This window comes from Acinetobacter sp. KH_038, assembly GCF_057839405.1.
Genome location: NZ_CM174489.1, coordinates 336,632 through 350,309, shown reverse-complemented (window position 1 = coordinate 350,309; position 13,678 = coordinate 336,632). Strand labels below are relative to the sequence as shown.

The 13,678-nt window shown below is 44.7% G+C and carries 9 protein-coding genes; 2 read left to right on the top strand and 7 right to left on the bottom strand.

What is annotated here, in order from left to right; genetic code table 11:
* The first annotated feature begins 143 nt into the window (after positions 1–143).
* On the top strand, positions 144–1,052 hold the full coding sequence (gene hcaR, locus AC3IT7_RS01595) for a DNA-binding transcriptional regulator HcaR (protein WP_489249162.1): 909 nt from the start codon (positions 144–146) through the stop codon (positions 1,050–1,052).
* Positions 1,053–1,442: 390 nt separating this feature from the next.
* Here hcaR and AC3IT7_RS01590 read toward each other — a convergent pair whose 3' ends face one another.
* The 7 genes from AC3IT7_RS01590 to AC3IT7_RS01560 form a co-directional block, all read right to left on the bottom strand.
* Positions 1,443–2,300: an alpha/beta fold hydrolase gene (locus tag AC3IT7_RS01590; protein WP_475653818.1), complete on the bottom strand. Its 858-nt coding sequence runs from the start codon at positions 2,298–2,300 to the stop codon at positions 1,443–1,445.
* A gap of 281 nt (positions 2,301–2,581) precedes the next feature.
* The gene (locus AC3IT7_RS01585) at positions 2,582–3,844 is read right to left on the bottom strand and encodes an OprD family outer membrane porin (protein WP_489249161.1); all 1,263 of its coding nucleotides are present in this window, start codon (positions 3,842–3,844) and stop codon (positions 2,582–2,584) included.
* 433 nt (positions 3,845–4,277) lie between these two features.
* The gene (gene dmpG / locus AC3IT7_RS01580) at positions 4,278–5,297 is read right to left on the bottom strand and encodes a 4-hydroxy-2-oxovalerate aldolase (RefSeq protein WP_475653820.1); all 1,020 of its coding nucleotides are present in this window, start codon (positions 5,295–5,297) and stop codon (positions 4,278–4,280) included.
* Positions 5,298–5,309: 12 nt separating this feature from the next.
* Entirely contained in the window at positions 5,310–6,206 is an 897-nt protein-coding gene (locus AC3IT7_RS01575; protein ID WP_475653821.1) for an acetaldehyde dehydrogenase (acetylating), read from the bottom strand.
* Between the two features lie 24 nt (positions 6,207–6,230).
* A complete protein-coding gene (locus tag AC3IT7_RS01570) occupies positions 6,231–7,028 on the bottom strand; it encodes a 2-keto-4-pentenoate hydratase (protein WP_475653480.1) in 798 nt (265 codons plus the stop codon).
* A 407-nt stretch (positions 7,029–7,435) separates the two neighbouring features.
* A complete protein-coding gene (locus tag AC3IT7_RS01565) occupies positions 7,436–8,104 on the bottom strand; it encodes an HAD-IA family hydrolase (RefSeq protein ID WP_489249160.1) in 669 nt (222 codons plus the stop codon).
* Between the two features lie 200 nt (positions 8,105–8,304).
* Complete coding sequence (locus tag AC3IT7_RS01560; RefSeq protein ID WP_489249159.1) at positions 8,305–9,276, bottom strand: RluA family pseudouridine synthase; 972 nt, start codon at positions 9,274–9,276, stop codon at positions 8,305–8,307.
* Between the two features lie 766 nt (positions 9,277–10,042).
* On the opposite strand from AC3IT7_RS01560, the gene AC3IT7_RS01555 reads away from it, so the two are divergent.
* Entirely contained in the window at positions 10,043–13,534 is a 3,492-nt protein-coding gene (locus AC3IT7_RS01555; RefSeq protein ID WP_489249158.1) for an Rne/Rng family ribonuclease, read from the top strand.
* Positions 13,535–13,678: the final 144 nt, after the last annotated feature.

Here is a 13,678-nt window from a genome sequence, read left to right as displayed (position 1 = left end):
TTTTGTATTAAAACATTAATACATACCTCCAGCGCATTTACTTTCTAAATAGCAAAATAACCTTCACGACATAGTTGTTTATAGATTATACTTCTGTGAAATTATAGTAAGACATTTTTTGGATTACTCATTAGGCTGGTTATATGGAATTACGACATCTTCGTTACTTTATTACTGTTGCTGAAGAGCTTAACTTCAGCAAGGCAGCGCTTAAACTTTTTACTGCACAACCCTCGCTCAGTCAGCAAATCAAAGATTTGGAAGAAGATGTCGGCGTGAAGTTGCTTAACCGTACCAAACGTAAAGTAGAGCTGACTGAAGAAGGCGCGGTATTTCTGGAACAGGCCCGGCTGACCCTGGCACAGGCCGACAAAGCCATCGCCATGGCACGTCAGGTCTCACAAGCCAAGCAGCAGATGCTGCGCATTGGTTTTGTACCGGTCGCAGAAATGAAAATTTTCCCCTATATTTTGCCGAATCTGCGCGTGCAAAATCCGGATTTAAAAATTGAACTGCTCAGCCTGAACAATAATGAGCAAATGCGCCTGCTCAAAAAAGGCGATCTGGATCTAACCTTTACCCGCCATAATTTTCATAGTGATGAAATCGAAAGCCAGTTCGTGATTCGTGAGCCTTTGATCTTTATTCTGCCTAAAGATCACCCACTGGCCAAATACGAAAGAATCCCAGTTAAAGCATTGAATGGTATAGATTTTATTATCCCATCAGCAGAAGAATCTTTTACCCTGCATCATGCGATTCTGGATTTTGCCAAAACCAATGGCATTGAATTTAATATTGTACAAAAGGCTGACAATATTTTATTTAATATCAACTCGATTGGCATAGGTTTGGGCTGTACCATTTTACCTGGCTATATTGCACCACTGACCATGGACAATACCGTCATTCGTCCGCTGGACGTGGAATTGCCATATTTGGACCTGTATGCCAGTTATAGTAAAAACAACAAATCCTATGCGGTCAGCAAATTCCTTGAGCTATTAACCCGGGTGTTCTATCTGGATATTAACCGCACCGAACAGAGTTAATCCTGTTGCATTCCCTGATTAAGCATATGCCCTTCAACTTTTGATCGGCATGTGCTTTTTTTTGTTTTATCATTTTCTGCTAAGTAATCCTTTTTAAAATAGATTTATTGATAAGGAATTGGGTTTTAGTGTTGAAACATTAAATCTGGACTGAACTAAAGTGCTTGTTTTCCACCCAAAATAGCCGCTATTTACAACTTAAGTCTAATAAAATTCAGGTTGGTTTTTTCTTGTCCGTATTTTAGTAAGCATTTAAAAATAGTAGGATTTTCAGATTAGCCCAAACAAATGATAATCATCCTCAATTGAATACATCAGCTAGATATTTTTCACCATAAAAAAGGGATGGTCTAAGCCATCCCTTTTTTTAAAGATGTTAGGACGATTATTTTACGCCATGTGTACCGCTAAGTAGTTTTTGATCACAGTGTTGAACTCGTCTGCTCTTTCTACTTGTGACCAGTGACCACACTGGCTAAAAATGTGTGCATCAGCATTTGGAACTACATTTAGAATATCCCAAGTACGTGAAACAGGAATTACCACGTCTTGTGTGCCATGAATCAGCAATACAGGAACTGTAATGTCTTTCATTTTGTCAAAGTCGAGTGGGAATTCGAAACGGTCACGGTCACGTGCGCCCACAACATCCATCAAACGGTTTGATGCATAGTCATTTGCAGCAGAGGCAAAACGTACTTTAACCAATTCATCAGTGATCAAGTCTTTGTTCACAACGAACATAGAAAGTGTCTTTTTGATACCTTCTTCTGTTAATACCGGGTTTGCATGCGCTTTCAATGCAGCAGTTTGCTTCGCACCGCCAGTACCCATAGAAACAATACCCAATACACGCTCTGGATAATCCAGTGCCAACTGGAATGCCAACCAGCCACCTAAAGAGTTACCCACCAACCAGGTTTTTTCGATGCCTAATGCATCAAGAGTACGAATTGCATGATCTACCCAGGCACGAATACCATAAGCTGTATTTGGTGCTACTACAGTCTGGCCATAACCGATGGTATCAATCGCGATACAACGTGCTTGCTCACCAATTTGTGGCAGGTTTAACCACCAGTTGGCAGCAGCCGATACGCCTGTACCTGAACCATGTAAAAACAGGATTGGCGTACCTTCACCAATTTCGTGGTAATGGGTCAACTCGCCTTCAGCAGTTTCAATCCATTTGTCTTCTAAGCCAAAGAATGGATCTGTTTGATAGTCAGGGATTTGAACAGTGCTCATATTACTTCCTCTTACAGTCTTTAGCTTGCGTGTCCCTCTATTCCAAGAATTCGACGTCAAGTTGACTCATTAAAATGACTTTTTTACACCCTTATATTACCTGTTCAACGACAGCAAACTGATACAAAATTACGATTGCACACTACAAAATATATATAATTTAAGTTATTGATATTTATGTGTAAAATAAAAATAATCCCTTACATTTTTTCTGTGTTTCTTCCTTAGTCAAAAAGAGAGCAGTTGCAACCAACTGCTCTATCCACCCTCTGGATTCACTTTTAAAACTTATAGGTATAAGTTGTTGCTACGCGGTATTCCTGTAGATCTGGCTTGGTTGGGTTGGCAAAATTCACATCGATATACATGCCTTGTACACCCAAACCTTTTAATTTACCCTCTGGCACAGTGTAATTGACGATGGCATTCACTTCATCCGTATTGAAGTTCTGACCTTGATATGCCCCAGTTCCTTTCTGATCATAGCCCTTGAAATACACCGCTGTTGCACTCAAACCTTTGGCGCCCAACTCGGAAAAATCATAACCATAAGAAACATTCCATGATTTTTCTTCTGGTGCAGTGAAGGTTGCTACACCCCAGTTGACCAAATAAGGTTGTGGCACCCACCCGCCCAATGTAGGCAATGCAGAATCACCAAACATTTGCTGATAACCCAGACCTACAGTATGTGTACCATGCTTTACTTTGGCCCCTACAGATAAGGCCTGGTTATCAATTTCACCATATAATTTATCGCCAGATTCCGAGTTGTCAAAATAACGCACATGGCTATCTAACTGGGTTTTTTCACTTAAACTGGTTTTGTAACTCAAACCCAGATAGTGCTGCTGATAAATATCTCGAGCATCCGCGTACCAATAACTTGCACCCAGTTCTTTGCTCAGCTGGTGATCTACACCGGCAATCCACATACCGTTTGCTTCAGCACCATTATCAAATTGCGGTGGATTAAATTTGGTTAAATCACGGAACTGGTTGTCATAACGATTGTTAATCCGATCAATATAAGCCACGGTGAATTTAGTATTTTCCAGAATATCCTTCGATTCTAACCAGGCACCACTATAAGTGGTGAGTAACTGGCGTGATGGATCGAAAAACAACACAGGTGACATAGGCAATAATTCACCCACTTTCAGTTCAGTTTCAGATACTTTGGCCTTTAAAGTTGCACCGACCTTACCATAATGGTCTTTTGATTCTGTGCCATCGTGCGGTAAAACCCAATCCGGATTCTGATCACGACCTTTAAGTTTGACCGCATGCTGAACAAGCACGTCGGCACCCACCTGAATACCAGCCCCGATATCGTGATAACCGGACTTAGCATCTAGGGTCACAGCCTGTGACCAAGAACCCCAGTTACGTGATGAATAGTCATCTTGATACTGGCGGTCTAAATAGAAATTTTTAAATTTTAATTGCACATTGCTGTCATCAATGAAATCTGCATTGGTTGCAGTTGTCCCTAAAGTTGCTGTCGCAGCAAATATTGCCATCCATAAATTTTGACGACGCATCATGATTTCCCTATTGAACTGATAAAATCCATGCGGCCATCATGCGCAAGTCGATTTAAATAAAAAATCCGACCACAGTATTAAACTTTTTTTGCTTTTGGTGCTCTATCTTGCGTACCTCTGCTGGTCCAGCAAATGGCTTAGATTTTAAAACGATTAATTCAAATAAAAAATTGACCAAATATTTAATCTAATCTTTTGTTTCTTCTATTAATAAGCCAAAAAAAAATAAAATTTTTAAATGGGCTTTTTTTATTTATCGTTTTTATGTTTAATGAAAATAAAGTGTCAGAATAATCCCTGTATCACACTATAAGTAAAACGTCTCATTCCAGAGTTTTAATATATCAATGAACGCCATTTAAAATAAAAAAAGCATCCAGATTGGATGCTTTTTTATCAAACTTATTTTAATACCAAGCATATGAAACGATTAAGCTTGTAATTCACGTGCTTTCGACATGGTCAAAGCCAAGTCTTCGATCATATCTTCCTGACCACCAACCGTACCACGACGACCCAGTTCCATCAGGATTTCACGAGCAGAAACGCCATATTTCGCTTCAGCGCGTTTCGCGAACAACAGGAATGACGAGTAAACACCCGCATAACCTAAAGTTGCTGCATCACGGTCGGCACGAATTGGATTGTGCATCATTGGAATCACAAGGTCTTCGGCAACGTCTTGTACTTTAAACAAGTCAACGCCAGTGTCCATTTGCATACGGTTAGCCACAGCGATGAACAATTCAAGTGGCGTGTTACCTGCACCAGCACCAAGACCAGCAGATGCCAAGTCAACACGTACTGCACCGGCCTGAACCGCAGCTACAGTATTCGATACACCCATACCCAAGTTATGGTGACCGTGGAAACCCAGCTCGATGCTTGGATCAAGGTGTTGACGTAAATGACCTACGCGATCGATGACGTCTTGAGGAAGCATATAACCCGCAGAGTCTGTTACATAGATACAGTTTGCACCGTAAGACACCATTTTGTTTGCTTCTTCAAGCAATTTTTCAGGTGACGCCATGTGAGCAAGCATTAAGAAACCGACGGTGTCCATTTCCAGCTTACGTGCAGCGGTGATGTGCTGTTCAGAACAGTCCGCTTCTGTACAGTGTGTTGCCACACGAATGGTAGATACACCAATTTCGTGCGCCATTTTCAAATGGTCAACCGTACCGATCCCAGGTAGAAGCAATGCAGAAATTTTTGCATTTTTCATACGTGGCACAACAGCAGACAGGTATTCTTCATCTGTTGCTGCAGCAAAACCGTAGTTTACTGATGAACCGCCAAGGCCGTCACCATGCGTTACTTCAATTAAAGGTACGCCTGCATCATCAAGTGCTGTTGAAATCGCAATCATTTGCTCAACAGTGGTTTGATGGCGCTGTGGATGCATACCATCACGCAAAGTCATATCATGAACAATAATCTTAGACATTTTGGTATTTCCTTAAGCTTCAGCAGTGTTGAATACGTGTTCTGCAAACATTTCTGCGGTACGCGCAGCTGCTGCAGTCATAATATCCAGGTTGCCTGCATATTTCGGCAGGAAGTCACCCAGACCTTCAACTTCCAAGTAAATTGATACGCGGTTGCCATCAAATACTGGACCATTTACCAGTTTGTAACCTGGTACGTATTTTTGAACTTCCTTGATCATCGCGTGCACTGATTCAGTGATCGCCGCTTGATCCGGCTCGCCTTCTACCAGACAGTGAACCGTGTCACGCATCATCAGTGGTGGCTCAGCCGGGTTAATGATGATGATCGCCTTACCTTGTTTGGCACCGCCCACTTTCTCAATTGCACCGGCAGTAGTACGGGTAAACTCATCGATGTTTTTACGTGTACCTGGACCTACAGACTTGGTCGATACCGTTGCAATGATTTCACCATATTCAACTGGCTGAACGCGAGAAACTGCAGCAACCATCGGAATGGTTGCCTGACCACCACATGTCACCATGTTTACGTTTGGCACTTCGCCGGCAGCAAGCAATGCTTCAAGGTTTACAGGTGGTACACAGAATGGACCAATCGCCGCAGGCGTCAAGTCAATCATCAGCACGCCAAGTTCATTTAACTTGCGGCTGTTTTCTGCGTGTACGTATGCAGACGTTGCATCGAATGCAATTTTGATATCATCAGCAATCACGTGAGGCAGAAGACCATCCACACCTTCAGCGGTGGTTTTTAAACCCATTTTTGCAGCACGTGCCAGACCTTCAGAAGTTGGGTCAATACCCACCATCCACACTGGCTCTAACCATTCGCTACGTTGTAATTTATAAAGCAAATCAGTACCGATATTACCTGGACCGATCATTGCACATTTAATCTTTTTCATGAATGTACTCTCTTGGAATCTCGATTATTCAGCAGCAAATGCAGCTGTAACAGAACCGAAGCCTTCAATTTCAACTTTGAATTCATCGCCTGGTTGAGCCACAACCATAGGCCCTAAGGCACCTGTTAAGATAATGTCGCCTGCAAGTAATGGACGACCACGGCGTACCATTTCATCTGCCAGCCAAACTGCGGCATTGAGTGGATTTGCCAGACATGCTTTACCTACCCCTTGAGACACAACTTCGTCACCACGCGTCATGACCATTTTGCAGTTCACAAGATCAAGATTTTCCAGCTTGACTGGACGTGAACCCAATACAAATGCTGCAGAAGATGCATTGTCCGCCACAGTATCAATCAGCGAGATTTTCCAGTTTTCGATACGGCTATCCACGACTTCAATAGCAGGAAGCGCATAGTCAGTGGCGCTGATGATGTCAGCATAGCTATGTTTTTCTTTGGTCAAATCCTGGTTGATCACCAATGCGATTTCCGCTTCAACCTTAGGTTGAATCAGCAAACCTGCAGGAATTGCTTCACCATCGCCATAGGCCATGTCAGCAAACAACATGCCGAAGTCCGGCTGATCTACGCCGAGTTGCGCTTGAACCACTTTAGAGGTTAAACCAATTTTGCGACCAACCAGACGGCGGCCTTCAGACAAAGCGCGCTCAGTATTCACTTCTTGAACGGCATAGGCGATATCTACGTCAGCACCTTCACCACCCAGTTCTGGGCGAATCGGCGCGATCGCAGTTTGTGATAATTCAGCGCTACGAAGTGCTTGTGCAACTGATTCAACAACAGCAGAATTCGACATCAATGTTTCCTTAAACTGCAAAAATTAGGCTTATGCCGGGATCTAAGATGGACAGACAAGATAGACATGATCAGGCCGATAATCCGTCGGGATTACTTTTCTCAGAGCGAGCATAGGAATAAACAGTTTTAGCATGGGAAAAATACGGCTTTTATGCCAATAGTTATTTTATTTTTCGCTATAGCTATTAGCTATAAAGGGAATTTATAAAAATCAATATAAAACAAAAATTTATTATTTAAAATAGGTCATGATTTAGCAGAATAACGCTGTGAATATGGCTGAATAAAATCAACCTAATTGCGACTTTAGACTAAAAGATAAGAACAGATGCTTAAATCTGCAGCAATCCCCAGCAGTTGCAAACCGGGGAAATGCCGAATGTGCATGACAGTCAAGATAATAGATTAAATCGCTTGTTTCCATTGAACTTTAGCCAACAGTGCTGCATGCAACGCAGTTACATCATCCACGATACAGCTCGGATTGAATTGCGCTAACAGTTCAGGTTCATGCACGCCATAGCTGACCCCGATACTTGGCATGGCAATATTTTGTGCCATTTCCAGATCATACGAAGTATCACCGACCATGATCGCATGCTCGGCCTGCACTCCCGTTTCAGCCAGAATTTCCTGCAACATGAGTGGATGCGGTTTGGATCTGGTTTCACTTGCTGCACGCGTGGCAGTAAAAAGCTCGACACTCCCCGTCTGTTTTAATACCCGATCCAGTCCTTTACGACTTTTTCCAGTCGCCACGGCCAGCTTCACACCGTGTTGCTGCAACTCTGCAAGCATCTGAGCGACGCCTTCGAACCAGGAATCACCGGATGAATTCGCCACATAATGCTCCGAATAGCTTTGTAAAATTTCGGTATGCAATTTAGGTACAGTCGGAAATAAACGCTGGGCCACTTCTGGCAACCCCAGACCGATAATGCTTTTGGCATCCTCATCGGTTAAGGGCTGCTGAAACTGTTGTGCCGCGAACTGTAAACTTGCCACGATTTGACCGACTGAATCAAATAAAGTGCCATCCCAATCGAAAATGACCAGTTTTACAGGTGAGTTCATATAGATTTCCTAGATTTGATTCAGGGTTGGATTATTAACCTCTCCCTGACCCTCTCCTACAAGGAGAGGGAAAAAACCGTAATTACTAATTTTAATAAATCAAAATATCAACATACCGCTTAAGTAGAGGACGAAATATTTTACGTGACATCCCCTCTCCTTTCTTAAAGGAGAGGGCTAGGGAGAGGATTAATTAAAAATCACTCATCATCCACTTCAGGTGCAACCACTTTATCCGCCTTCTGCGCACGAAGTTGCGCCACCAGACTTTGCATATCCTCAGGTAATGGCGCTTCAATGGTTGGATATCCCGGAATATCCAGACGCATGGCATGCAGACATAAACGACGTGGTTTCGGCCCGTTATAACCAGTTTCATGACCGTATTTTTCATCGCCCACCAGCGGATGACCAATACTCAGACCATGTACACGAATCTGATGGGTACGACCTGAAAGCGGAGAGGCATAGACCAGTGTGGCATGCATAAAGCGTTCCTGCACATTCCACTGGGTTTTAGACTCTTTACCTTCTTTCGGTGATACACAGACACGGCGCTCGCCATTGGCCAGCTCATAGCGATGTAAAGGTGCATCAATCAGCTGTTTATCTAAAGCAACCTTGCCCTTCACTACGGCAGCATAGGTTTTCTTGATCTTATGTTCACGCAGCATGTCCTGTAAGCTTTTCAGCACACTGCGTTTTTTTGAAATCATCACCAGACCTGAAGTATCGCGGTCAATACGGTGAATCAGTTCCAGGTATTTTTTACCGGTGGCGGCACGTAAACCTTCAATCAGGCCATAGGCCACACCACTGCCGCCATGCACCGCAATACCTGAAGGCTTGTTGACCACCATCAGCCCTTCATCTTCATAAATTACCCGGGCTAACAGACCATTGGCAACCTTGTCAGAGATTGGTGCAGCAGATTCATCTTTTTGCTCATAACGGATCGGCGCAACGCGAATCTGATCACCAATTGCCAGTTTGGTTTCCGCCTTGACACGTTTTTTATTGACCCGCACCTGGCCTTCACGAATCAGACGATAGATACGGCTTTTTGGCACACCTTTCAGACGACTAAACAGGAAATTATCGATGCGTTGTCCATCTTGATGTTCATCCACTTCAAACCAAGTGACGTCTTGCCATTGTTGCGTAGAATTCATACAGTTACTATGACCCAAAAATTACTAAAATTGATTAAAAACTGATCACTTAGATTATGCTTTACACAAGAAACCTAAGCTTAACCCATAGGCAGATGATGCAAGGTTTGATATAGTCAGCGCACGGAAACCATCGTTTGTGAGTAAAAGTTGAATCATTTCAGATTTTTCTGAATTTGATTGTTCAATTAAAGACTCACATGATACGGGAAGGTCCCCAAAGAATTATGCCGACGCCGAAGGCTTATTATATCGGCAAACAAAGCAAACTGTTGCGTTTAATTGTACCTCAGGTACATAAATCAGTTTGTCTTAAAAAATATGTCGCCAACTTTCGTTGGTTTTTAAACGTAAACTGATACACATCAGATTAGTCGCACCCTGAAGACGACTTCAGGCTACAGCGTCGATGCATTGGATCTGCACAGTTTGTAAAGATACGACGACAATTCCGTATCAAGACACTTTCTATAAAGAAGGGATGATCTTCGAGCAATGTGACAGTGAAAGTTACACACATCCAATGCACCGCTCGTCCGCCAGTGAAGCGTTCAGGTGACTTTAATCCGTTTAAAGATTGAAGCCGTATTGCCATCATCAATACGTGAATCAAAACCGAAGCCTATCTATACAAATAGAAGCCGGTAATAAAAGACTCAAACCACAATGAAATTCATTGCAGATTTGAGCCATTGATCCGTGATGTGTGATGTTCGCTACGTGTATAGCGATTTTTTGCTGTGTATCACTATAAGGTGTTACACCCATGAAACGTATGTTGATTAATGCAACACATGCCGAAGAGATTCGCGTTGCACTTGTCACTGGTCAGCGTCTTTACGATTTTGATTTAGAGAATCGTACCCGTGAACAAAAAAAATCCAATATCTATAAAGGTCACGTGACTCGCGTTGAGCCTTCTCTAGAAGCTGTATTTGTTGAATACGGTGCAGGTCGTCAAGGCTTCCTGTCAATGCGTGAAATCGCAAATTCATACTACAAGGCCGATCCGCGCCAGACTTCAAATATCCGCGAACTGATTACTGAAGGTACTGAGCTTCTGGTTCAGGTGGAAAAAGAAGAACGTGGCAACAAAGGTGCTGCCCTTTCTACCTTTATTTCACTGGCTGGCCGTTACCTGGTTCTAATGCCAAATAACCCGAAAGGTGGCGGTATCAGCCGTCAGATTTCAGGTGCAGTGCGTGAAGAACTCAAAGAAATGCTGGCATCTTTAAACGTGCCGCGTGGCATGAGCGTGATCGTGCGTACTGCCGGAATCGGCCGTTCACAAGAAGAACTTCAATTAGACCTTCAACATTTGCTTGACCTTTGGGCGCAAATCCAGAGCACTGCAAATTCGGGTCCATCGCCAATGCTGGTGCATCAGGAAGCGGGCGTGGTAACACGTGCGATTCGTGATTACTTACGTGATGATGTGGCTGAAATCCTGATCGACTCTGAGCAGGCCTATAACGAAGCCTATAACTTCGTAAAAGCAGTAATGCCACGTCAACTCGACAAGCTCAAAACCTATACGTTAAATGAGCCTTTATTCGCCCATTTTGCGATTGAAAGCCAGATCCAAACGGCCTACGAACGTGAAGTGAAACTGCCTTCTGGTGGTTCGATCGTAATCGACCAAACTGAAGCGTTGGTATCCATCGATATCAACTCGGCAAAATCAACCCGCGGTAGCGATGTTGAAGATACGGCTCTCAATACCAACATTGAAGCAGCAGAAGAAATTGCGCGTCAATTGCGTTTACGCGATATCGGTGGCCTGGTGGTGATTGACTTTATCGACATGACCAAAGACCGCAACCAGCGCATGGTTGAAGCGAAACTTCGTGAAGCGACGCAAAGTGACCGTGCCCGTATTCAATTCGGTCAATTGTCACGTTTTGGCCTGATGGAAATGAGCCGTCAGCGCCTGCGTCCTTCTCTTGAAGAAGCAACTGGCTATGTCTGCCCGCGCTGTCACGGTACCGGTATGGTGCGTGACCTGCGTTCACTTTCACTTTCAATCATGCGTAAAGTGGAAGAGATTGCACTGCGTGAACGTCAAGGTGAAGTTCAGGTCGAAGTTCCGGTCGAAATTGCTGCATTCATGTTGAATGAAAAGCGTCATACCCTGGTATATCTGGAACAGACCTCAAATGTACGCGTTACGGTATTGCCGCATCCGCATCTGGAAACTCCGCATTATGAAATCACGTATAATGCTGAAGGCTTTGCACCAACCAGCTATGAGCGTACCGAAGCAACTCGTTCAAGTGAGAAAGAGTTGGGTTATGAGTCTTCTGAATGGCATCTGGAAGAAGAACAGCATGCGCAACATGCCGCACCAGCGCCTGCACAACCACAACAAAATAACGGCCGTAATAACAATAAACGTCGTAATCAGCAAAACCAGCCGGCTCAACCGCAAGTTGCACAACAGGCTCCTGTTCAGGCAGCAGCTCCAGTAGCGTCAAGCAGCCCATGTGCATGGTTAGAAAACCTGTTTGTTCAGAAGCAGGCCGCTACGGTTGATCCATCACGCACTGCTAACAATGCTGCTGCAGCAATTGAACAAATGATCAATGGCGGTGCGGTAAGTCGTGGCCAGTTTGGCCAGGTGGCTGCACCAGCTACCCAACCTGCAGCACAGCAATTGTCTCCAGCTGCGGCGACGCCAAATAGCAATGCTTACTTGGCACCATCGACTGTTGCACAAAAACAGGAACGTGATGCGGTAGAAAAACCGGCAGAGCGTGAAGAAAGAGCGCCACGTCACAACAAAAAACCGCGCAACCCGAACCCTAAGCACAAAGAACCGCGTGAGCAGCAAGTTCAGTCTGAAACTGCAGCGCCTCAGCAGCATCAAGTGCATGAAGAAGTGGTTCAGGTGTCTCGTCAAGAACAACGTCATGAAGCACGTGAAAACAAGCGTAACTCTCGCCGTCAGCATCATAACGAGCCAGCGCAGCAAAACGATGTTCAAAACAATGAACAGCCGCAGACCATGCCGCGTCGCGACCGCCGTAACCAGCAACGTCCAGAGCGTCCAAATCGCCACCGCGATCCAAGCGTGCTGAACGAACAGGCGCCTCAGGCCGCTCCTGCAGTTGTTGAAGCACCTGCTGCAGCCAATGACAAGCAGCTTCGTGTTGAACTGGTTGATGCACCGCGTCAAGAAGTCATGCCAACAGCAATGGTGGTGAATGTTGATCAGGCGAAAAGCGAAATCGTGGCATTGAATGACAATGCTACAGTGGCAACGCCAGCAGTTGAGGTTACTGCCCCGGCAGATGCGCCTGTTGAAGCGGCTGCAGCTGAAAATGTGGTTGAAGCTACTCTTACCGCAGCTCCTGTGGAAGAGGCTGTAGCAGCTGAAGCAACCTCTGAAAAAACACGTGCCAGCAACGATCCGCGTCAGCGTCGTCGCCAGCAGCGTGCAGCACAGTCTCAACAGCCTGCAACTCAGCAGTTAAGACCTTCACAAGTACCGACTTTGGGTCAGTTCACCATTGGCAGCCTGATTCGTCATGTCTATGGTGAAGACTGCTCCGTACTGATCGAACAGTTTGGTTTATTGCCAACGTTCAACCGTGCTTTAGAAAAGTTCACGAAAGAGTACAACGCAAGTCTGGTAGCTGCAGCAGCTCCTGCTGCAGAGAAGAAACCGGTCACCCGTGATGTTGAAGTGACCGTAGCCAAGGTTGAAGCAGAGCCTGCTCCAGTCCTGGATCTGAACCCACCTAAGCCTGTCTCGGACAAGCGTGTTGCCAACGATCCGCGTGAGCGTCGCCGTTTGGCCAAACAGGCTGCAGAACAGGCTTTGCAACAAGCCAAACAACAGGCAAAAGTGGAAGCCGCTCCGGCAGTTGAAACTGCGCCAGAAGCACCTGCAGCAGAAGCGCAAGCTGAGCCTGTTGAAGCAGCTGCAACTGAAGCGCCTGTAGCATCGGAAGCAGTGCTTGAAGCGACTGAAAATACTCAGCCAGCAGAAGAGACCGCGACTGAAACTGCAGCAACAGCTGAAGTCGCCACTGAGCTTACACCAGCCGAAGTTACTGAAGTTCAGGCCGAAGAAGCTGCTCCAGTTGAAGCGAGTACTGAAACAGAAGCAGCGGTTGCAAAGCACAAAGATCCGGTAGAAGTGACCACAGAAGAAACTGAAGCCAGCGAAGCAGAAAAAGCTGAAAAGCAAGCTGCTCGCCCGCGTCGCCCACGTGGCCGTCCACCGAAAAAAGCCAATACTGCAACTGAGTCATAATTAGCCCAATTGCAGTGATATAAAAAAACCTAGTCATTTCGGTGACTAGGTTTTTTTTGCTAGATTTGGTGAGAATAGGTTGATTGCACTAGCTTTTTAACGTTAAAAGATGGATAGCTCATCTACTGTATATAAATTAAACGT

What these genes read in the sequence shown, in the direction of transcription:
- hcaR (WP_489249162.1), top strand. Translation starts at nt 144, where the DNA reads ATGGAATTACGACATCTTCGTTACTTTATTACTGTTGCTGAAGAGCTT.
- AC3IT7_RS01590 (WP_475653818.1), bottom strand. Translation starts at nt 2,300, where the DNA reads ATGAGCACTGTTCAAATCCCTGACTATCAAACAGATCCATTCTTTGGC.
- AC3IT7_RS01585 (WP_489249161.1), bottom strand. Translation starts at nt 3,844, where the DNA reads ATGCGTCGTCAAAATTTATGGATGGCAATATTTGCTGCGACAGCAACT.
- dmpG (WP_475653820.1), bottom strand. Translation starts at nt 5,297, where the DNA reads ATGTCTAAGATTATTGTTCATGATATGACTTTGCGTGATGGTATGCAT.
- AC3IT7_RS01575 (WP_475653821.1), bottom strand. Translation starts at nt 6,206, where the DNA reads ATGAAAAAGATTAAATGTGCAATGATCGGTCCAGGTAATATCGGTACT.
- AC3IT7_RS01570 (WP_475653480.1), bottom strand. Translation starts at nt 7,028, where the DNA reads ATGTCGAATTCTGCTGTTGTTGAATCAGTTGCACAAGCACTTCGTAGC.
- AC3IT7_RS01565 (WP_489249160.1), bottom strand. Translation starts at nt 8,104, where the DNA reads ATGAACTCACCTGTAAAACTGGTCATTTTCGATTGGGATGGCACTTTA.
- AC3IT7_RS01560 (WP_489249159.1), bottom strand. Translation starts at nt 9,276, where the DNA reads ATGAATTCTACGCAACAATGGCAAGACGTCACTTGGTTTGAAGTGGAT.
- AC3IT7_RS01555 (WP_489249158.1), top strand. Translation starts at nt 10,043, where the DNA reads ATGAAACGTATGTTGATTAATGCAACACATGCCGAAGAGATTCGCGTT.